Consider the following 18,566-nt stretch of genomic DNA (forward strand, 5'->3'; position numbering starts at 1 on the left):
TCCCATTCGCGTCAGCGAATGGCGGGGAGGGGTCGGGGGTGGGGGGAGAGCCCCGGATACAGGAGCTGATTGTTGGATCGTGATCAGCTCGACCCGAGACGTGCTCGTCTCACTTCTTCGCGGCGGCCTGGGCGCCGGCGCTCGAACCGGCGATGCGGCCGAACACGGCGCCGGACATCAGGCCGGTGCCGCCCGGATAATTGAAGTAGAAGATGCCGCCGACCAGCTCGCCGGCCGCGCAGAGGCCCGGGATCACCTGGCCGTCGGTGTCCATCACCTGGGCCGAGGTGTCGACCTTCAGGCCGCCGAACGTGAAGGTGATGCCGCAGGTCACGGCATAGGCCTCGAACGGCGGCGTATCGACCGTGTTGGCCCAGTTGGTCTTGGGGATGGCGAGGCCCTTGGTGCCGCGGCCGTCCTTGACGTTCGGATCGAACGGCACGTCGGTCATCACGGCGGCGTTGTAGTCCATGATGGTGGCGAGCGCCTTGTCGGCGTTGACGTCCTCCAGCTTCTGGACCAGCTCCTCCAGCGTGTCGGCCCGCACCTTGGTGACGCGCTTGATGCGGTACTCGTCGCGCAGCATCGGGATGATCTTGGCGTCGAACACCTGCCAGGCGAACTGGCCCGGCTGCATCAGGATCACGCGGCCGTATTTCGCATAGGTGTAGTTGCGGAAGTCGGCCCCCTCGTCGACGAAGCGCTCGCCGTCGGCATTGATCATGATGCCCCACGGATAGGAGTGCTTCTGGAAGTTGTCGCCGACCGCGAGATCGCCGAACTCCGGCGCGTTGCGGTCCCAGCCGACCGCGTGCGAGCCCGACCAGTTGCCGGTCGGCATGGCGCCGATGTCGAGCGCCATCTTGATGCCGTCGCCGGTGTTGAAGCGGGTGCCGCGGATCTTCGCCAGCTCCCAGTTGGGCCCGAGATAGCGGGTGCGCATCTCGGTGTTGGACTGGAAGCCGCCCGACGCCAGCACCACCGCCTTGGCGGCGATCTCGCGGGTCTTGCCCTGGTGGCGCACCCTCACGCCCTTGACGCCGTCGTCGTCGGCGATCAGCGCGGTGGCGCGCGCCTCGTAGACCACCTGGATGCCGTTCTTGCGCGCCGATGCGGTCAGCGCGTCGACCAGGCCCGGTCCGCCGCCCCACGCCTCGACCGTGAGGCCGCCCCAGAACTTGAAGCGGCCGTCGATCTTGTAGGCCTGACGGCCGTAGATCGGCGCGAAGCGCACGCCCTTGCCGCGCATCCAGCGCATGGTGTCGCGGCTGCGCGTCACCAGCAGCTCGCACAGATCCGGGTCGGTGCGATACTCGGTCACCCGGCCCATGTCGTCGAAGAACTTCTCTTCCGTGTAGGTGCCGAAGTCGGTGACCGAGATCTCCTGCTCGGTGAGGTCCGGCATCAAGGCCTGGAGGTCGTCGACGCCGTCGTAGACGCAGCGGAAGGCACCCGCCGTGAAGCGCGAGTTGCCGCCCGACTCGTCCTCCGGGGCGCGCTCCAGCACCAGCACCGACACGCCGTGCTCGGCCGCCGAGAGCGCCGCACAGAACGCCGCGTTGCCGCCGCCCACCACCACCACGTCCACCGCAGACGGCAGCTCGCTCATCGTCGTCACCCCTTCTCGAACCCGACACCCGGCGGACTCGACTGCTTCGGGTCCGTTCGTATACAATAAGATACGAACGAACACGGTCGTCAAGAGCCGGCTTTGAACCAGGGACGTAGCGGCGCGAATCGCGCAGAACGGGCGACGGAGACCAGCGCGTGGGGCGGAACCCTGTGGACAAGGACGCGACAGCGGAACGGCCCCCCGGGGCGCCGGCCGGCGAGGCCGAACCGGCCCGGCCGACGCTCGACCGTGGCGCGCTGGAGCGCGGTGCCCTGCCGCTCGGCGAGGCGGTGTTTCGCGCCCTGTGCGGGGCGCTGCGCGACGGCGCCTACCGGCCGGGCGACCGCATCGTCGAGGACGAGGTGGCCCAGAAGCTCGAGGTCAGCCGGACGCCGGTGCGCGAGGCACTCGGCCGGCTCCTCGCCAAGGGCCTGATCGAGCACGCCGGCGGGCGCGGCATGGTGGTGCGCCGGCCCGACGCCGCCGAGGTCCTGGAGCTCTACGCCATGCGGGAGATCCTGGAGGGCGCCGCCGCCCGCCTCGCCGCGATCCAGGCGACGCCGCCCGAGGTCGACACGCTGCGCGATCTCGCCGACGGCTTCGCCGGGGCGGCCGACGATCCACGGGCGCTCGCACGCCTCAACCGCCTGTTGCACGAGGCGATCGTGCGGGCGGCCCGCAACCGCTTCCTCGACGCCGCGCTGCGCGAGATGCAGGACGCCATCGCGCTGCTCGGCCCGACCACCTTCAATGTCGGCGGGCGGCCGACCACGGCCGTCGCCGAGCACGCCGCGATCGTCGGCGCCATCGCGGCGCGCGACGCCGACACGGCCGAGCAGGCCGCGCGCGCCCATATCCGCGAGGCGCTGCGGGCCCGGCTGAGGCTGATGCAGGACGCCGGCTGAGGACGCGGCCGGCGGGTCGCGCCGGGCATCCGGCGCCAGGGCTAGCTTTCGGTGAGACGCTTGATCAGGGCGCGGCTCTGCGCGATCGTGGCGCGGCTCTTGGCGACCTGCTCGTGATGCACGGCGCACGCCTGGTCCGAGCTGGACACACGCTCCGCCGCGCCGTCGATCAGCACCCGGGACTCCGTGCAGGCGGCGCGGGTCTGGTCCTGCATCGCGACCTGGCGGGCATGGCGGGTGCGCGGCCGGTGCTTGGTCCAGGTGGCCTCGTTCCAGGTCTTGCGACTCCAGTCTTTTCCGGGACGGTCTGACGGGGTTTTAGGGGTGCTTTCGGGAGAGATCTCCGGCCGACTCGCCTCGGGCGGCTTTGCCGCAGCGTCGGGGGGATCGCGGGGATCACGCATGGCCTGGCTCCGTTCTGCCGAACGGGCGGGAGCACACGCATCTCTCAGCCACCGGCGCCCAGAGGGTCGTGGCCAGTGATCGATGGCAACCGGCTCGCCCCTGTATAGTTCCGGCCCCGCCGAAATAAACTTCAGGGACGGCGCGAGCGCCGCCGTCATTCACCCGCCTCACGGACGCCTGCCGTGCCCAGCCCGGAACGTATTCTGGATCCGAGGCTTCTATGAAGGCCGGCGCAGCCGCCGGCGTTCTCGGGAGACGCACGGGATGACGGTCGCGCTGGTAACGGGCTCGGGCGGCTTGGTCGGCAGCGAATCGGTCCTCCACTTCAGCGGCGTCTTCGACCGGGTGGTCGGCATCGACAACGACATGCGCTCGCGCCTGTTCGGCAGCGAGGCGTCGACTCGCTGGCTCTCCGCCCGGCTCACCGAGCAGCTCCCCAATTTCCACCACCACGACGTCGACATCCGCGACGAGGCCGCGGTCGGCCGCATCTTCGCCGAATACGGCTCCGACCTGAAGCTGATCGTCCACACCGCGGCGCAGCCCTCGCACGACTGGGCGGCACGCGACCCGCGCGCCGATTTCACCATCAACGCCAACGGCACGATGACGCTGCTCGAGGCGATGCGCCGGCACGCGCCCGACGCCGTGTTCGTCTTCACCTCGACCAACAAGGTCTACGGCGACACGCCGAACCGGCTGCCGCTGATCGAGCACGAGACCCGCTTCGAGATCGACCCGTCGCACCCCTATGCGACGCACGGCATCGACGAGACCATGACGCTCGACCAGTCCACCCACAGCCTGTTCGGCGTCTCCAAGATCGCGGCCGACGTGCTGGTCCAGGAGTACGGGCGCTATTTCGGCCTGAGGACCGCGGTGTTCCGCGGCGGCTGCCTGACCGGCCCGAACCATTCCGGCACCCAGCTCCACGGCTTTCTGGCCTATCTGATGAAATGCACCCTGACGGGGCGGCCCTACACGGTGTTCGGCCACAAGGCCAAGCAGGTGCGCGACAACATCCACTCGGCCGACCTGATCGCCGCGTTCGACGCGGTATGGCGCGACCCGCCCTGCGGTGAGGTGTTCAACATCGGCGGCGGCCGGCCCGCCAACTGCTCGATGCTCGAGGCGATCGCGCTGTGCGAGGAGATCGCCGGGCGCCGGCTCGCCTGGCGCTACGAGGACGACAACCGCATCGGCGACCACGTCTGGTACGTCAGCGACCTGCGCCGCTTCCAGGCCCGCTACCCGGGCTGGACGATCACGCGCGACATCCGCCGCACCCTGCAGGACATCCACGACGGGCTCCTGGCCCGCGAGGCACCGCTCAGCCTCTCCGCATGAGCGGCCGCCGGGCCTGCTGCAACGGCTTCGTCCGGCTGCTATAAGTCCCGCCGACACGGGAAGGGCCCGTGCCGACCGAGGACTCTTGGGCCGTGCTCGAGCCGATCCCCGAACCTTCCCGCGGCCTGTCCGCCGACGTCGCGATCCCGCTGGTGGTCGATCTCGACGGCACGCTGCTGCTCGGCGACTCGCTGGTCGAGAACTTCAGCGTGGTGCTGTTCCGGAAGCCGATCGACGCCCTCGGCGCGCTCCTGGCGATCCGCGACCGCGCCGCCTTCAAGCGGCGGCTCGCCGGCCACGCCCTGCTGGAGCTCGCCGACATGCCGTGGCGGGAGGATCTCGTCGCGCTCCTGCGCACCGAGCGGGCGCGCGGCCGCGCCGTCCATCTGGTCACGGCGGCCGACCAGGCGGTGGCGGACGGCGTCGCCGAGGCGCTCGGCCTGTTCGACAGCGCGACCGGCAGCGACGGCGTGCGCAATCTCAAGGGCGAGGCCAAGCTCGCCCATCTGCGCGCGCGCTTCCCCGACGGCTTCCTGTATGCCGGCGACAGCCCGGCCGACCTGCCGCTGTTCGCCGCCGCCAAGGGCGCGGTGCTGTGCGACGTGGCCAAGAGCGTCGCCGGCGCGGTGGCGACGAGCGGCACGCCGGTGCTCGCCACGCTGGCAAGGCCACGCGCCGGTACGCGGGTCTGGCTCAAGGCCCTGCGGGTGCACCAGTGGTCGAAAAACGTGCTGTTGTTCGTGCCGTTGTTCGTCGGCCATGTCTTCACCGATCCGGCCAAGGTCGCGGCCGCTATCGCCGGATTCCTGGTGCTGTCGCTGATGGTGTCCGGCACCTATCTGCTCAACGACATCGCCGATCTCGGCGCCGACCGGCGGCATCCGACCAAGCGGCGCCGGGCCTTCGCCAGCGGCGCCCTGTCCCTCACGGTCGGCCTGACGGTGGCGCCGCTGATGATCGTTTGCGCGATCGCGGCCGGCGCGCTGCTGTCGCCGGCCTTCGCCCTGATGCTGCTGATCTATCTGGGGCTCACCACGGCCTATTCGCTGGTCCTCAAGCGCGAGCCGCTGACCGACGTGTTCGTCATCGGCTGCCTGTTCACGCTGCGGGTGGCGATGGGCGCCGCCGTGGTCGGGCTCGGCCAGTCGCCGTGGCTCTTGTCCTTCGCACTCGCCTTCTTCGTGTCGCTGGCGCTCGCCAAGCGCCACGCCGAGGTGATGCGGGCGGCGCGCAACGACCTCGTTGCGATCGCCGGGCGGGGCTATCGCGGCGACGACTGGCCGCTGACGCTGGTGTTCGGCGTCGGCGCCGGGCTGTTCTCGCTGATCATCATGCTGCTCTATCTCGCCAACGACGCGGCGCCGTCGGGCTTCTATCGCCACGCCGAGTGGCTCTATGCCGTACCGGTGCTGATGGCGCTGTGGCTGCAGCGAATCTGGCTGCTCGCCCAGCGCACCGAGCTCGACGACGACCCGGTGGTGTTCGCGCTGCGGGACCCCCGCAGCCTCCTCCTCGGCACCGCCGTCGGCGTGGCGTTCTTCGTGGCGATCTGAGCGGAGCGATGTTGCTGCGTCATTCCGGGGCGCGCCAAAGGCGCGAACCCGGAATCCAGCGGCATATTCCGAAAGCTCGGCTGGATTCCGGGTCCGGTGCTCCGCACCGTCCCGGAACGACCGAGTCGATCCGCCGCACCAGCCTCACCGCCGCGCCGCGAACGAGAAATGCTTGTGGCCCAGATAGCTCGTCACGGTCGGCACAGCGACGCCGACGATGTGGGCGACGGTCTCGGCGTGCCAGGCGAAGCCGATGGCCGGAAACACCAGGCGGGCGAGGCCGACGCTGACGATCCACACCTGGACGATGGCCACCGCGTTGACGATGGCGAAGCGGACGTATTCCTGGTGCGCGGCGCGGCCCGACGGGGCGAACACGAAGGCGCGGTTGAGCGCGAACGCCACCGTCATGCCGCACAGATAGGCCAGCACCACGGCGACCTCGTAGGACACGACGAGGCCCAGCGCCACGCGCGACAGCACGTTGACGACCGCCGCCGTGCCGCCGGCGGCGAGGAACAGCACGAAACGCCAGCGCGCCCGCGGGTCCGCCGCCGGCCCGGGCGGCGGTTCCTCGTCGGGCTCCAGCATCGTCACGGCAGGCGCTCCGCCATCTCACGGCCGAGCCGCACGCTCTCGGAGATGCCGCGGTCCTCGGGATAGTAGAAGGCCGTGTCGGCGATCTGCAGCCCGCGCACGGAGGTCTGCACGTCCGGCAGCAGTCTTGAAAACCCCGGCGGACAGACCGGCTGGGCGTGGCGCAGCCGGCCGATCTTTGTCGCGACCACGTCGTCGTCGCGCAGCGCCGGCTGCAGCATTTTCAGATAGCCCAGCGCCTCGGCCCGGAAGGTCTCGTCGTCGCGGGAAAACTCCGGACGGTCCGACGGCATGTAGTACGGCACGTAGACGACGGTGTCGCCGGTCGGTCGCAGGTTGGAGAACTCGACGATGCCCGGGATGGTGAAGCGCGGGTCGGCGATGTTGACCCAGAAATGCGGCGTGATCGACCGCCTCAGGCGGAACAGCACGCACACCACGCCGATGTTCTCGATCGCATCGTAGCGGGCGCGCTCGGCGGCCGGCATGGCGGGCACCAGAGCACTCACGTGAGGCGTCGGCACCGTGCAGATCACGGCGTCGGCCGGCAGCGTCTCGCCGCCCGCCGTGACGCCCGTCACGGCGCCGTCGACGATCGCGATGTGTTCCGCCGGCGCACCGCAGCGCAGCGTCCCGCCCTGCCGCTCGACGGACGAGACCAGCGCATCGACCAGCGTCTGCGAGCCGCCTTCGATATGGCCGAGCTCCTCCTGGACGAGCGAACGGCGCGACGTGCCGAGCCGCTTGATGCGCGTCCAGATCCAGGCGGCCGAGACATTGTCGGCGTGCTGGAAGAATTTCAGCCGGAAGAGCGGCGCCCACATCCGCTCGTAGACGCTCGCTCCGCACCAGCGCGTGATCCAGTCGCGCGCCGAGACATCGTCGAGAGGACGCCAGTCGCGGCGCTTGGTCTCGACGAACATCATGGCGCCGTAGCGCAGCTTCTCGACCGGGCTCAGGCTGGGGAAGCGCAGCAGCGACACCGGGTCGCCCCAGCGATGCAGCGTGCCGTCGACATAGTAGCCCATGCTGGTCGGCACCCAGCGCATGCGGTCGCCGATGCCGAGCTCGGCCATCAGCTCGAAGGTCGGCCGGTCGGCGCGACAGACGAAGTGATAGAAGCGCTCGATCGACAGCCCGGCGAGATCGAGATGCGCCGCCATGCCGCCGGGCTCGCGCGCCGCCTCGACGACCGTGACGGCGTGACCGCGTTTCGCCGCGTGATGCGCGGCCGCGAGCCCCATCGCGCCGGCCCCGATGACGACGACGCGCGCCACCGTCAGAACTCCAGCACGACGTCGGAATAGACCGGATCGCGGAACGTCTCCTCCAGCGCGGCGTTCAGCGGCGTCGCCGTGACGCCGAACAGGCCGGGCCAGTCGATCACCTCGAACACGTCGGGCGTCACCAGCGCCTCGAGCTGCCGCGTCGTGAACGGCGGATCGCCGTCGACGCGCGCATAGACCCACAGCAAGGCCCAGAACAGCCCGTACGGGATGCGCACGATCGCGGCTTTCGCGCCGCTCGCCTGCTTCACGGCCCGCATCAGGTCGATGTAGTCGATGCGCTCCAGCCCGGAGATGTTGAACGTGCCGGACGGCCGCCGCTCGATGCAGGCCATCACGATGTCGGAGAAGTCGCCGGCATAGAGCGGCTGGCGCAGATAACGGCCGTCGCCCGGGATCGGGAACACCGGCGCCTTGCGCATGAAGCGCGCCAGCCAGCCGATATGCTTGCGGTCGAACCAGCCGAACATCAGCGTCGGGCGCAGCACCACGCCATCCAGCCCGGAGGCCAGCACCAGCTTCTCCTGCGCGTCCTTGGTCTCGACATACCAGTCGTCGGCAGCCGAGTTCACCACCGAGGAGCTGACATGGACGACGTAGGGCCGGTGCCCCGCGACGGCGGCGAGCAGCCGCTCGGTCGCCGTGACGTTGTTGGCGACGAAAACATCGTGATCGAGCCCGCCGATCTGGGCATGCAGCACCACCAGCACGTCGGTCGAGGCCACCGCCTCCTGCCAGCCGTCGTCGCGTGCCAGATCGGCCTCCACGACCGTGACGTCGGGGTGGAGCCGGCGCAGCGTCGCCGTGTTGGCGCGGTGCTTGTCGACCGCGACGATGTCGGTGAAGCCGCGCGCCTTCAGGCGCGGCACGAGGTTCTGGCCCACCAGGCCGGCGGCACCCGTGACGGCCACGCGGAGCGCGGAGGGACTCTTGGACGGCATGGCGAGCATCGTTCTGTTTCCGCGACCGCGGGCGGCCGCGGGCGCCTGATTATTGCACTCCGGCCACCATGACCACCGGAAATTGCCCGCCGTCCCGAACGGTCCTCAGATCTTCAGCCGCTTGAAGACGAACCACGGCAGGTGGCGGATGATGGTCATGATCACCCACCAGAACCACGGGGTGTAGACCACGCGGCGGCGCTTCTCCACGGCCCGCACGATGTCGGCGCCGACCGCGTCGGGGCTGGCGAACAGCGGGCCCTTGGCGATGGCGTCGGTCATCGGCGAATCGACGAAGCCGGGCTTCACCGTGACGATGTGCACGGGCGTCGCGGCGTATGCTTGGGCCAGCCCTTCGAGGAAGCGGTCGAGCCCGCCCTTGGCGGCGCCGTAGACGAAGTTCGAGGCGCGGCCGCGGTCGCCGGCGACCGAACCGATGACGACGAGGGCGAGCGGCGCCTGCGGCGGCCGGTCCTTCAGCAGCGCCAGGGTCCACAGCGCCACGCTGGTGAAATTGACATCGAAGGCGCGCCGCGCGGCATCGAGGTCACGCTCGCTCTCGGCCTGATCACCCAGCTCTCCATAGGCGATCAGGATCTCGTCCGGCTCGCCGAGCCGGGCGCGGAACGCGGCGGCGTGTGCGCCGATACCGGCCGGATCGGCGAGGTCGGCCGTCGCCACCTCGGCCGACGGCGCCCCGCAGGCGCGCAGATCGGCGGCCACGGCGGCGAGCCGCGCGGCGTTGAGGCCGACCAGCAGGAAGGCGGCGCCGGTGGCGGCGCGGCGACGCGCATAAGCCTGCGCCATGGCGGAGCTGGCGCCGAGCACCAGGATGCGGGACGGCGCGCTCATGCTGCGTCTCCGGTCACGCGGCGCCAGAAGTCGGAGCCGAAGGCGGGATCGCGCCAGGCCTCCAGCCTGCGCCAGTCCGGATAGCCGGCCCGGAACATCTCCGGCGTCATCACGGCGTCCTTGGCCGGATAGAGGCGGCCGCCGGCGGCCAGCACGATCTCGCTCAGCGTCGCCAGCAGGCGGCGGGTGCTCTCGCCCTTGTTGGGGAAGTCGAGCGCCAGCGTGGCGCCCGGCATCGGGAAGGACAAGACGCCGCCGGAGCGCGACTCGCCCAAAAGCTTCAGCACCGCCAGGAACGAGCCCTGCCCCTGCGCCGCCGTGGTCTCCAGCAGGCGCACGACGGTGTCGCGCGCCGCCGGGAACGGCACCACGCACTGGTGCTGGTAGAAGCCGCGCTTGCCGTAGAGCCGGTTCCAGTTCGCCAGCGCGTCCAGCGGGTAGAAGAACGGGTCGTAGTGCTGGGTGCAGGCGCCGACCGCGAAGGGCCGCTTGCGGTAGAGCGCGTTGAAGGCCCGCATGCTCAGGCTGTTGAGCAGGACCCCGGGCAACTCCGGCGCAAAGCCGAGCCGCGGCGGCCGGTGCACGTCGAGGTCGCCGGTCTCGGCCCAGCGGCCGCGCATGAACAGGCCGCGGCCGAGGTCGCGTCCCTTGGCGAGGCAATCGACCCAGGCGACCGTGAAGGGCCAGCCCCGGCTGTCCTCGGCGATGCGGAAGAAGTCGTCGACGTCCCGGATCGCCAGCGACTCGGTGTGCAGGCGGGCCGCCGCGATCGGCACCAGCGTCATCTCCACCCACGCGATGAAGCCGGTGAGGCCGAGGCCGCCGATGGTGGCGGCGAACAGCTCCGCGTTCTCGTCGCGCGACAGGGTCAGGCTCTCGCCGGTCGAGCGCACCAGACCGAGCTTGTCGACATGCGCCCCGAAGCTGCCGGCGGTCTCGTGGTTCTTGCCGTGCACGTCGTTGGCGACGGCGCCGCCCAGCGTGACGAACTTGGTGCCGGGCGTCACCGGCACGAACCAGCCGCGCGGCACGATCACCCGCAAGAGCCGGTCGAGCGACATGCCGGCCTCGGCCCGGACCCGCCCGGCCGCCAGGTCGAGGCTCTGGAAACGGTCGAGCCGGTCCGTGACCACGAGGGGCCCGCCGGCGTTGAGGCAGACATCGCCGTATGAGCGGCCGAGCCCGCGCACCAGCCGCGAGGTGCCGGGTGCTCCGGACGTGCGGATCAGGGCGGCGGCATCGTCCAGGAACGGCGGTCGCGTCACCTCGTGCGGGGCGCGGCTCAGGCGGCCCCAGGCGGACATCGGCATCGTGCTCATGCGACCTGTCGATCCTTAATCACGGCCGGGCCGTCACCCGCGCGCGGGCCGCGGCGTCGAGAGCCGCACCGCGAAAGGCGCGGCCAGGAAGCCGGCGGCGGTGGCATACCACACGGTGCCGAGGCGCAGGATGGCGGTGGCGACCAGCGCCACCTCGGTCGGCACCCCCTGCAGGCCGAGCAGCATCACCATGACGATCTCGAAGCCCCCGACCCCGCCGGGCAGCATGGTGAGACCGCCGACCACGCCGGCGAAGGCGAACACGAAGGTGGCGGCGAGCAGATCGACCGGCGCGCCGAGCAGATGCAGCACCACCCACAGCGAAAACGCCTCGGCGAACCACGACGCGAGGCCGAGGGTCAGGGCGACCAGGAAGACCCGGCCCTGCATCACCAGCGCGGTGTTGCGCACCATGTGGCGGAGATGGACGAACAGGCGCGGTTTTATGCGAACTGCAGCGTAGACGATGTCGAGACAGCCGATCAGCAGCGCCGGACGGGCGAGCAGCAGCGTGCCGGCGAGCGCCACCCCCAGCACGGCCAGCACCGAGCCGCGATACTGCTCGAAGCCGGTGAGGCCGGCGAGGCACAGGAGCAGCATGGCGTAGACGTCGCTGATGCGGTCGCCGAGCTGCAGCGCGACGCCGCGCCGATAGCTGAAGTCGAACTTCCGCTTCATGAACCACAGCCGCACCATCTCGCCGAGCTTGCCGGGCGACATGGTGAGGGCGAAGCCGGCGACGTAGTAGACCGACATCTCGCCGAACGGCACCTCCAGCCCGAGCCGCCGGGCCAGATAGACGAAGCGCTGGGTGCGGATCGCGTAGTTGAGGGTGGCGAAGGCGACCACCACCAGCACCAGCCACACCGGAGCATCGGCCAGCACCCGCACGGCCTTGTCGAGGTCGTTGCGGGCGGCGAGCACCACCACGGCGGCGAGCAGCGACAGGATCGCGAGCGCCGACGCGAACACGGCCGCCCGCCGCAGCGCCGGACGCAGCGCCCCGGCGCCGTCGGCCGCAGCCGCGCCTTCGGACAACGCAGTCGCCGACGGCATGCTGGCCCCCTGCCCCCCTGATCGGCCCGTGTCCGACATCCAGCCTCACTCCGACAAACGAGTACCGGTTCCGCGTTAAGGAACCTTGCCTCGACCGGCCCCGCCCTCGGGCACGGCCCCATGGTCGCTTTCGCACCGGGGCCCGTCACGGCCCCTCGACCGGCCAGATAACACGAGACGCCAGCGAGAACCGCACCAGGGCGCCCCGACGAGAGATGTATTGCATTCTCCCGCCATGGTGGCAGGCTCGGAGCAAGGACCGGATCGTCATTGCCAGATCCGGGCCGGGCCTTTCAGCATGCGGATGCACCCGATCGATCGCCGCGCCGAGGTCGTCCGGCCGGGCTCGTTCGCGCCGATCGCGATCGGGATCGCGGCCGTCGTCCTGCTGCATCGGGCCGTCCTGTGGGTGCTGTTCGGCGACCTCCTGGATGCCGCCGCGCGGGCGAATCCCGGCTGGCGGACCTGGCAGTATCTCCCGCTCTCGGCCTATCGGGACCACTTCTGGGCTTCGCTGCGCTACCTGCAGCAGACCCCGCCGCTCCCCCACGTCCTGCTCGGCATCCTGCTTTCCACCACCGAGTGGCCGGTCGGGACGGCCCGCGCGCTCTATGGGTTGCAGGCAGCGATCTCGGCCGGCACCGTGCTGGTGCTGGCGCGTCTCCTGCACTGCCTCGGCTGCGGCCGCCTGGTCGCCGCCGGCGTCGCGCTGCTGTTCGGGCTGTCCACGGACCTCTACACGCTGGAGATCGCCTCGTTCGGGCAGCTCGTCTACGAATCCGCCGCCATGCTGCTGGTCGCGGCGGCCTGCTTGTGCCTCGCCCGGCTGCCGGCCGGCGCCACCGGACGACGCCGGTTGATCGCAGCCGGCCTGCTCGTCGCAGGGGCGGCGCTGACCCGGGCCTCGTTCTCGTACCTGTTCGTGATCGTCGCAGTGTTCCTGGCCGTCGCGAGGGGGCCGCGAAGCATGGCCGTGTTCCTGGTTCCGGTCGTTCTGCTCCAGGGAGGCTGGAGCCTCAAGACCTTCGCGGTCTACGGCCATGCCCCGGTCGCGACCTCGTCCTGGGGCGGCATCAACGCCACGGTCGGATACGGGTTCGATCCGGCCGCGCGGCCGCGCTTCATCGCCAGCGTCGAGGCGAACGCGGCCGCCCATCCGGACTGGTTCGTCCGGCTCCTGCGCGAGCACGGCTACGTCCACTGGCACAATCTGCCGGCCGGATACGCGCCGGATCCGGAGGTGGCGCGCCGCGAGCGCGAGATCCAGGCCGAGCTCGGCGGCACCAACCGGCCCGAGAACAGCATCACGATCCGGATGATCGCCGACCAGTACACCCGGGCGCTCGCCGGCTTCGCACGGCGCGAGCCCGGTCTGGTGCTCGACAAGGTGCGACGGGCCTACATGCTGTTCTGGCATCCGATGGCCGATTACGCGGCCATGTTCGTCGGCCCGATCTTCGTCGAGCCGGTCGGACGGCTTCGGCTGCTGTCGGTCCTGCCGTCTCGCCGGCAGGAGGCCCGGGCCATGACGGGCACGTTCCCCGACAAGAAACCGGTCCCGGTGCGGCTGCCCACCGTGCCGCTCCACCTCCTCGATTCGCTCTGCATCCTGGTGATGCACGTCCTGCTTCCGGTGATCCTTCTGGTCGACGCGGTGCGGTTGTGGCGCCGTTGCGCGCCGCTGCTGAACCGCGATCTCCTGCTCGTGCTCGCCGTCGCCGCCTACGGCGCCGTGCTGTTCAACCTGGTCGAGATCGGGGAGAACATGCGGTTCCGGCTGAGCGTCACGCCGGAAGTCATCGCGTTCTCGGTCGGCCTGCTCTGCCGGCTCGGACGGGTCGCGATCGATGCGCCGTGGCGGCTCCGCACCGGGGGGCACGCCTCCCGCGACGGGCCCGACCACCCCCCGGCGCACGGGCGCCCTGCGCCGCATCCAGAGCCTGCGCCTTGACGTCCCGGCGGCGGCCCGCTTTATCGCGGCGTCCGGCCACGGAACCCCCGTGCCACGGGGGCTGCGCCGGATCCCGGGAGACGAACCCATGCGGGCAGCCGACAGCATCGCGGCGCATTTCGACCGGTCGCGCGAGGCGATGGAGCGCGCCGCGACCGATGCGGAGCTGCTCGACTCGATCGCCGAGATCGCCGAGGCGATCACCCGCGCGTTCCGGTCCGGCGGCAAGCTGCTGATCGCCGGCAACGGCGGCAGCGCCGCCGACGCCCAGCACATCGCGGCGGAATTCCTGTCGCGGATGAACTACGACCGCGATCCGCTGCCGGCGATCGCGCTGACGACGGACACCTCGGTGCTGACCGCGGTCGGCAACGACTACGGCTTCGATCTGGCCTTCGAGCGGCAGGTGCGCGGCCTCGGCCGGGCCGGCGACGTGCTGATCGCGATCTCGACCTCGGGCCGCTCGCCCAACGTGATGACGGCCCTGGCGGCGGCCAAGAGGCTGGGTGTCGTCACGGTCGGCTTCACCGGTGAGGGACCGCGCGACATGGCGGCGCTGTGCGATCACGTGCTGGCCGCGCCGTCCTCGTCGACGCCGCTGATCCAGCAGATCCACATCGTCGCGGCGCACGCGATCTGCACCGTGGTCGAGGACGCGCTGTTCGGCGGCAAGCCCCGCTGACGGACTCACACGGCCTCGTCGTCGCGGCTCCCTCCGCGCAGGCGGAGAATTCCGGCGGCGAGCAGGATCGCCAGCCCGAGCACGCCGATCATCGGCCCGCGCTTGAGCAGGCTCGCCTGCTGGCGCGCCACGAACCCCGCCAGGCCGGCGCGCGGCTCCTCGGCCTCGTCGCGGCCGAGCAGCACGGGCGGCAGCAGCTCCCGGATCCCGGGCTGGGCGAGCGCGAAGGCGAGCCGCTCGGCGGTGGGGTACGGGATGTGCAGCGGCGGCCGCTCCTGCAGCTCCCGGATGTCGCCGGAGGCCAGATAGGCCTTCACACGCTCGGTCTGGATCGCCGCCATGTCACGCCGCTGGGCGATCTCGAACAACGTGCTGCCGGTGAACCAGCGCCCCGCCCCGAGCCCGACGACCAGCACCCAGGCGGCGGCCGCCACCGCGAGCCACCGTCCCGCCGGGCCGGACCGGCGCAGCGCCCATAGCAGGATCGCGACATTCAGCACCAGGCCGACCGCGAAGACGTCGAGATAACGGGAGCTCGGAAAGGCGGCACCGCGACCATAGACGATCGCCAGGGCCTGCAAGGCGATCCAAATCCACAACCCGACCAGGAGCCAGCCGTGGTGGCGCAGCGCCGGCCGCTCGCGCCACAGCGCGAGGACGACCAGCACCACCGGAGCCTGCACGACGAGGGCGACGACGGCCAGGAGAGCGAGGTTCACCTGGGGGACGAGCACGGGCCAGGCTCCGGCCGCCAGCAGGCTGCGCAGGAACGCCATCGCGGTCGCCGGCCGCAGCGCGTCGTTGCCGGGTATCGCCGGCAGCAGGAGCCAGGAGGCGACGAACAGCCAGACATAGACGGGCAGCGCCGCCCATTCGCGGGCGCCGCGCCGCTGCCCGGCGGCGATCTGCAGCACCGCGACCACGAGCATCGCGAGCAGCGCGATGCCGCCGGAGGCCATGCCGAGATAGGCCGCGCTCGCGATCACCAGGCCGATCCACCAGCGCAGCCCGAAAGCGGGCGCCGGAATCAGCAGGGCCAGCCCGGCGATGCTGAGCAGCAGCAGGAAATAGAACTGCGACTGGAAGCCCCACAGCGTGTTGTCGGCGCCGAACGGCAAGCCGAGCACCAGAGCCGCGAAGCAGCACAGCGCGAGCCGCTCCGCCGCGCCGAGACCGCGCACCAGCAGCACCAGCACCATGGCGAGCGTGCCGACATGCAGGATGGCGCCGACCACCATCTGCAGGATCGTGTCCCAGCGGTCCTGCAGCGCCAGCAGGCCCAGCGCGAGCAGTCGCGTGAACAGGATACGGTGATCGACATGCGGCGCGAGCAGCTCGGCGAGGCCGAGCCGGCCCTGGAGCCAGGCCGGATAGATCAGCACCGCCTCGGCGTCCCACTGGTCCCAGAACGGCGTCGGGCTGCCGTGGGTGGCTATCAGCCACAGCTTGGCGCCGAGCACGACCAGCAGGCAGCCGAGGATCGGCGCCAGCCCCAGCGCGATGCCGCCGATCCGATCGAGCCGCCGGCGGGTCTCGGGCGATACGGCGCGTGTCGCGTGCATGGATGGGTGCCCGGTCTGCCGCGTCGCGCGGAAATCGCTCACTCGCGCCGGTAGACGTCCTCGAGGCGGACGATGTCGTCCTCGCCCAGATAGCTGCCGGTCTGCACCTCGATCAGCTCGAGCGGAATCTTGCCGGGATTGGCGAGGCGGTGGACCGTGCCGATCGGGATGAAGATCGACTCGTTCTCGTGCACGATGCTCTTGGTCTCGCCGGTCGTCACCTCGGCGGTGCCGCGCACCACCACCCAATGCTCGGCGCGGTGATAGTGGCGCTGCAGTGAGAGCTGCGCGCCCGGCGACACGACGATGCGCTTCACCTGGTAGCGCTCGCCGCGGTCGAGCGAATCGTAATGCCCCCACGGACGATGGGCGAGCCGGTGCGCCGTCGCCTCGCTGCGGCCCTGCTTCTTGAGCATCGCCACGGCGGCCTTGACGTCCTCGGCGCGCGAGCGCGGCAGCACCAGCACGGCGTCGGGCGTCGTGACGATCACCAGATCCTTGACGCCGAGCGCCACGGTCAGGCGGTCCTCGGCGTGGATGATGCAATCCTGCGCCTCGTAGGTCTCGACCGGGCCGGACGTGACGTTGCCGGCGTCGTCGCGCGGCGCGATGTCGAACACGGCGTCCCACGAGCCGATGTCCGACCAGCGGAAGCGACCCTCGATGACGGCGGTGCGATCGGTGCGCTCCATCACGGCGTAGTCGATGGATTTTTGCGGCGCCGCCCCGAACGCCTCGGCGTCCAGCCGAACGAAGCCGAGGTCGAGCGAGGCCTTGTCGACGGCGGCGATCACGGCGCGCGCCATCTCGGGCTCGAAGCGGGCGAGCTCGGTCAGCAGCGTCTCGGCGCCGAACAGGAAGTTGCCGGAGTTCCACAGATAGCCGTCGGCGACGTAGCGGGCGGCGGTCGGCGCGTCCGGCTTCTCGACGAAGGCGTCGACCACCGACACGCCGTCGATGCCGACCGAGGCGCCGCGCCGGATGTAGCCGTAGCTGGTCTTGGGCGACGACGGCAGGATGCCGAAGGTGACGATGCTGCCCTTCTCGGCCGCCTCCAGGCCGGCCGCGCAGGTCGCCTCGAAGACGTCCTGGTCGAGGATGACGTGGTCGGCCGCGATCGCCAGCACCACGGCGCCGGGGTCGCGCTTGCGGGCGAGCGCCGCGCCGGCCGCGATGGCCGGCCCCGAATCGCGCCGCATCGGCTCCAGCACCACGGTCGCGTCGATGCCGAGCTCGTCGGCCTGCGCCTTGGCGAAGAAGCGGAAGTCGTCCGCCGTCATGACGATCGGCGGGGCGAACAGCTCCGGCGAGGAGACCCGGGCGAGCGCCTGCTGGTAGGTGGAGCGCTCCCCGACCAGCGGCAGGAACTGCTTCGGCATGGCGTCGCGCGACACCGGCCACAGGCGGGTGCCGGAACCGCCGGCGAGCAGGAGGGGTATGATCTTGGTGCGAGCCATGGCGACCGTGTCAGGACCGTTTGCGTACCGGGGCGACGGCGCATGCGCCGTGAACGAGTGGGTCCGCGCAGCCGGAAGGAGGGCTTCCCAACGCGCCGGCGACTGCTTAAGGCATTTTCGGCCGGAACGGAAACGCTACGGGGTGACGTGGTGAACCATGGCGCCGGACCCGCGGGGCCGGACCGGCAGCCCGTCCTCCCCCTCGCCCCCCGGCAGCTGGAACCTCGATGCGTGCACTCGTCCTGGCCGACCGCCCGGCGCCCGGCGCCCCGATCTCGGACGCCCCGACCTCCGGCGCGACACCGACGGCGGCGCTGCTGCGGCCGCTCGGCGGTGTCCCGCTGCTGGCCCGGCAGATGCGCATCCTGGCCCGCGAGGGCGTCCGACGAATCGGCATCGCGGCGACGGGTCCCGAGGCCGGTCCCCTGCGCGACCTCGCAGCCGCCGAGGCGGCGCGGCTCGGCCTGGTCCTGGAGGACGGCCGAAGCTCCCCCGATGCGCCGACCCTGGTGATCGACGGCCCGGTGCTGTTCGACATCGACCTCGCCCGGCTCGCCGAGGTCCACGCGTCCCGGACCGCCGCCCTGACCGTGGTGGCCCAGCCCACCCTGCAGCCGCGTGACAGCGATCTGCTGGCGGAGCGCGACGGCCGGATCGTCGCTGTCGTCCCGAAGCACCGGCCGAGCCCGCAGGACCAGAGGAATCTCTCGCCGGCCGGGATCTGGCTCGCCGCGCCCGGCGTGTTGCCGAATCCGGGCCCGGACTTTCGCCCGGACGTGGTCCGCGACCTGTTGCCGGCCCTGCTCGCGGCCGGCCGTCCGGTCGCGTGCCGGCCGACCACCGAGTATCTGGCCCGGCTCGACGACGAGGCGGCCGTGGCGGCGGCCGAGGCCGACCTCGCGGCCGGCCGGCCCGAGGCGTTGCGGCTCGGCCACCGGCGTCCGGCCCTGCTGCTCGATGTCGACGGCGTGCTCAACCACGATCCCGGTCCGCAAGGCGCCCTCGCCCCGGACGACATCGTGATGGTGGCGGGCGCCGGGC

The 18,566-nt window shown here is 71.1% G+C and carries 16 protein-coding genes; 6 read left to right on the forward strand and 10 right to left on the reverse strand.

What is annotated here, in order from left to right; genetic code table 11:
* Positions 1-109: 109 nt before the first annotated feature.
* Entirely contained in the window at positions 110-1,609 is a 1,500-nt protein-coding gene (gene tcuA, locus CH341_RS16515; protein ID WP_111420118.1) for an FAD-dependent tricarballylate dehydrogenase TcuA, read from the reverse strand.
* A 260-nt stretch (positions 1,610-1,869) separates the two neighbouring features.
* Here tcuA and CH341_RS16520 point away from each other — a divergent pair, with 260 nt between their 5' ends.
* The gene (locus CH341_RS16520; protein ID WP_245431100.1) at positions 1,870-2,517 is read left to right on the forward strand and encodes a GntR family transcriptional regulator; all 648 of its coding nucleotides are present in this window, start codon (positions 1,870-1,872) and stop codon (positions 2,515-2,517) included.
* A 41-nt stretch (positions 2,518-2,558) separates the two neighbouring features.
* Here CH341_RS16520 and CH341_RS33715 read toward each other — a convergent pair whose 3' ends face one another.
* Positions 2,559-2,921, reverse strand: coding sequence for a hypothetical protein (locus tag CH341_RS33715; protein ID WP_146604504.1), 363 nt, complete (start codon positions 2,919-2,921; stop codon positions 2,559-2,561).
* 265 nt (positions 2,922-3,186) lie between these two features.
* On the opposite strand from CH341_RS33715, the gene CH341_RS16525 reads away from it, so the two are divergent.
* Positions 3,187-4,269, forward strand: coding sequence for an NAD-dependent epimerase/dehydratase family protein (locus CH341_RS16525; protein ID WP_111420107.1), 1,083 nt, complete (start codon positions 3,187-3,189; stop codon positions 4,267-4,269).
* A gap of 92 nt (positions 4,270-4,361) precedes the next feature.
* The gene (locus tag CH341_RS16530; protein WP_170149657.1) at positions 4,362-5,822 is read left to right on the forward strand and encodes a UbiA family prenyltransferase; all 1,461 of its coding nucleotides are present in this window, start codon (positions 4,362-4,364) and stop codon (positions 5,820-5,822) included.
* Positions 5,823-5,966: 144 nt separating this feature from the next.
* On the opposite strand, the gene CH341_RS16535 is transcribed toward CH341_RS16530, so the two are convergent.
* From CH341_RS16535 to CH341_RS16560, 6 genes are all read right to left on the reverse strand, one after another.
* Positions 5,967-6,413, reverse strand: a complete 447-nt coding sequence (locus tag CH341_RS16535; protein WP_111420109.1) for a GtrA family protein — start codon at positions 6,411-6,413, stop codon at positions 5,967-5,969.
* A gap of 2 nt (positions 6,414-6,415) precedes the next feature.
* Entirely contained in the window at positions 6,416-7,696 is a 1,281-nt protein-coding gene (locus CH341_RS16540; RefSeq protein ID WP_111420110.1) for an NAD(P)/FAD-dependent oxidoreductase, read from the reverse strand.
* 2 nt (positions 7,697-7,698) lie between these two features.
* Positions 7,699-8,646, reverse strand: a complete 948-nt coding sequence (locus CH341_RS16545) for an NAD-dependent epimerase/dehydratase family protein (RefSeq protein WP_111420119.1) — start codon at positions 8,644-8,646, stop codon at positions 7,699-7,701.
* Between the two features lie 105 nt (positions 8,647-8,751).
* Positions 8,752-9,498 carry an SDR family NAD(P)-dependent oxidoreductase gene (locus tag CH341_RS16550; RefSeq protein WP_111420111.1) on the reverse strand — a complete coding sequence of 249 codons (747 nt, stop codon included), beginning with the start codon at positions 9,496-9,498 and terminating at the stop codon, positions 8,752-8,754.
* Positions 9,495-10,817: an FAD-binding oxidoreductase gene (locus tag CH341_RS16555; RefSeq protein ID WP_111420112.1), complete on the reverse strand. Its 1,323-nt coding sequence runs from the start codon at positions 10,815-10,817 to the stop codon at positions 9,495-9,497. Before CH341_RS16555 ends, CH341_RS16550 begins: the two co-directional genes overlap by 4 nt.
* A gap of 33 nt (positions 10,818-10,850) precedes the next feature.
* A complete protein-coding gene (locus CH341_RS16560) occupies positions 10,851-11,873 on the reverse strand; it encodes a lysylphosphatidylglycerol synthase transmembrane domain-containing protein (RefSeq protein ID WP_170149658.1) in 1,023 nt (340 codons plus the stop codon).
* A 298-nt stretch (positions 11,874-12,171) separates the two neighbouring features.
* On the opposite strand from CH341_RS16560, the gene CH341_RS16565 reads away from it, so the two are divergent.
* Both CH341_RS16565 and CH341_RS16570 read left to right on the forward strand, forming a co-directional pair.
* The gene (locus CH341_RS16565; protein ID WP_111420114.1) at positions 12,172-13,824 is read left to right on the forward strand and encodes a hypothetical protein; all 1,653 of its coding nucleotides are present in this window, start codon (positions 12,172-12,174) and stop codon (positions 13,822-13,824) included.
* An 88-nt stretch (positions 13,825-13,912) separates the two neighbouring features.
* On the forward strand, positions 13,913-14,506 hold the full coding sequence (locus CH341_RS16570) for a D-sedoheptulose 7-phosphate isomerase (RefSeq protein ID WP_111420115.1): 594 nt from the start codon (positions 13,913-13,915) through the stop codon (positions 14,504-14,506).
* A gap of 5 nt (positions 14,507-14,511) precedes the next feature.
* On the opposite strand, the gene CH341_RS16575 is transcribed toward CH341_RS16570, so the two are convergent.
* Positions 14,512-16,068, reverse strand: a complete 1,557-nt coding sequence (locus CH341_RS16575; RefSeq protein ID WP_111420116.1) for a hypothetical protein — start codon at positions 16,066-16,068, stop codon at positions 14,512-14,514.
* A gap of 38 nt (positions 16,069-16,106) precedes the next feature.
* Complete coding sequence (locus CH341_RS16580; RefSeq protein ID WP_111420117.1) at positions 16,107-17,525, reverse strand: mannose-1-phosphate guanylyltransferase/mannose-6-phosphate isomerase; 1,419 nt, start codon at positions 17,523-17,525, stop codon at positions 16,107-16,109.
* A gap of 227 nt (positions 17,526-17,752) precedes the next feature.
* Between CH341_RS16580 and CH341_RS16585 the strand changes: the two genes are divergently transcribed.
* Positions 17,753-18,566: glycosyltransferase family protein (locus CH341_RS16585; protein WP_483475690.1), on the forward strand; the 814-nt coding region annotated here is incomplete at its 3' end.

Origin of the sequence: Rhodoplanes roseus (assembly GCF_003258865.1) — a bacterium.
GTDB lineage: Bacteria > Pseudomonadota > Alphaproteobacteria > Rhizobiales > Xanthobacteraceae > Rhodoplanes > Rhodoplanes roseus.

Coding starts and splice junctions, on each gene's coding strand:
- CH341_RS16555 (WP_111420112.1), bottom strand. CDS start 10,817: ATGAGCACGATGCCGATGTCCGCCTGGGGCCGCCTGAGCCGCGCCCCG.
- CH341_RS16560 (WP_170149658.1), bottom strand. CDS start 11,873: ATGCCGTCGGCGACTGCGTTGTCCGAAGGCGCGGCTGCGGCCGACGGC.
- CH341_RS16580 (WP_111420117.1), bottom strand. CDS start 17,525: ATGGCTCGCACCAAGATCATACCCCTCCTGCTCGCCGGCGGTTCCGGC.
- CH341_RS16570 (WP_111420115.1), top strand. CDS start 13,913: ATGCGGGCAGCCGACAGCATCGCGGCGCATTTCGACCGGTCGCGCGAG.
- CH341_RS16550 (WP_111420111.1), bottom strand. CDS start 9,498: ATGAGCGCGCCGTCCCGCATCCTGGTGCTCGGCGCCAGCTCCGCCATG.
- CH341_RS16575 (WP_111420116.1), bottom strand. CDS start 16,068: ATGCACGCGACACGCGCCGTATCGCCCGAGACCCGCCGGCGGCTCGAT.
- CH341_RS33715 (WP_146604504.1), bottom strand. CDS start 2,921: ATGCGTGATCCCCGCGATCCCCCCGACGCTGCGGCAAAGCCGCCCGAG.
- CH341_RS16535 (WP_111420109.1), bottom strand. CDS start 6,413: ATGCTGGAGCCCGACGAGGAACCGCCGCCCGGGCCGGCGGCGGACCCG.
- CH341_RS16545 (WP_111420119.1), bottom strand. CDS start 8,646: ATGCCGTCCAAGAGTCCCTCCGCGCTCCGCGTGGCCGTCACGGGTGCC.
- CH341_RS16525 (WP_111420107.1), top strand. CDS start 3,187: ATGACGGTCGCGCTGGTAACGGGCTCGGGCGGCTTGGTCGGCAGCGAA.
- CH341_RS16565 (WP_111420114.1), top strand. CDS start 12,172: ATGCGGATGCACCCGATCGATCGCCGCGCCGAGGTCGTCCGGCCGGGC.
- tcuA (WP_111420118.1), bottom strand. CDS start 1,609: ATGAGCGAGCTGCCGTCTGCGGTGGACGTGGTGGTGGTGGGCGGCGGC.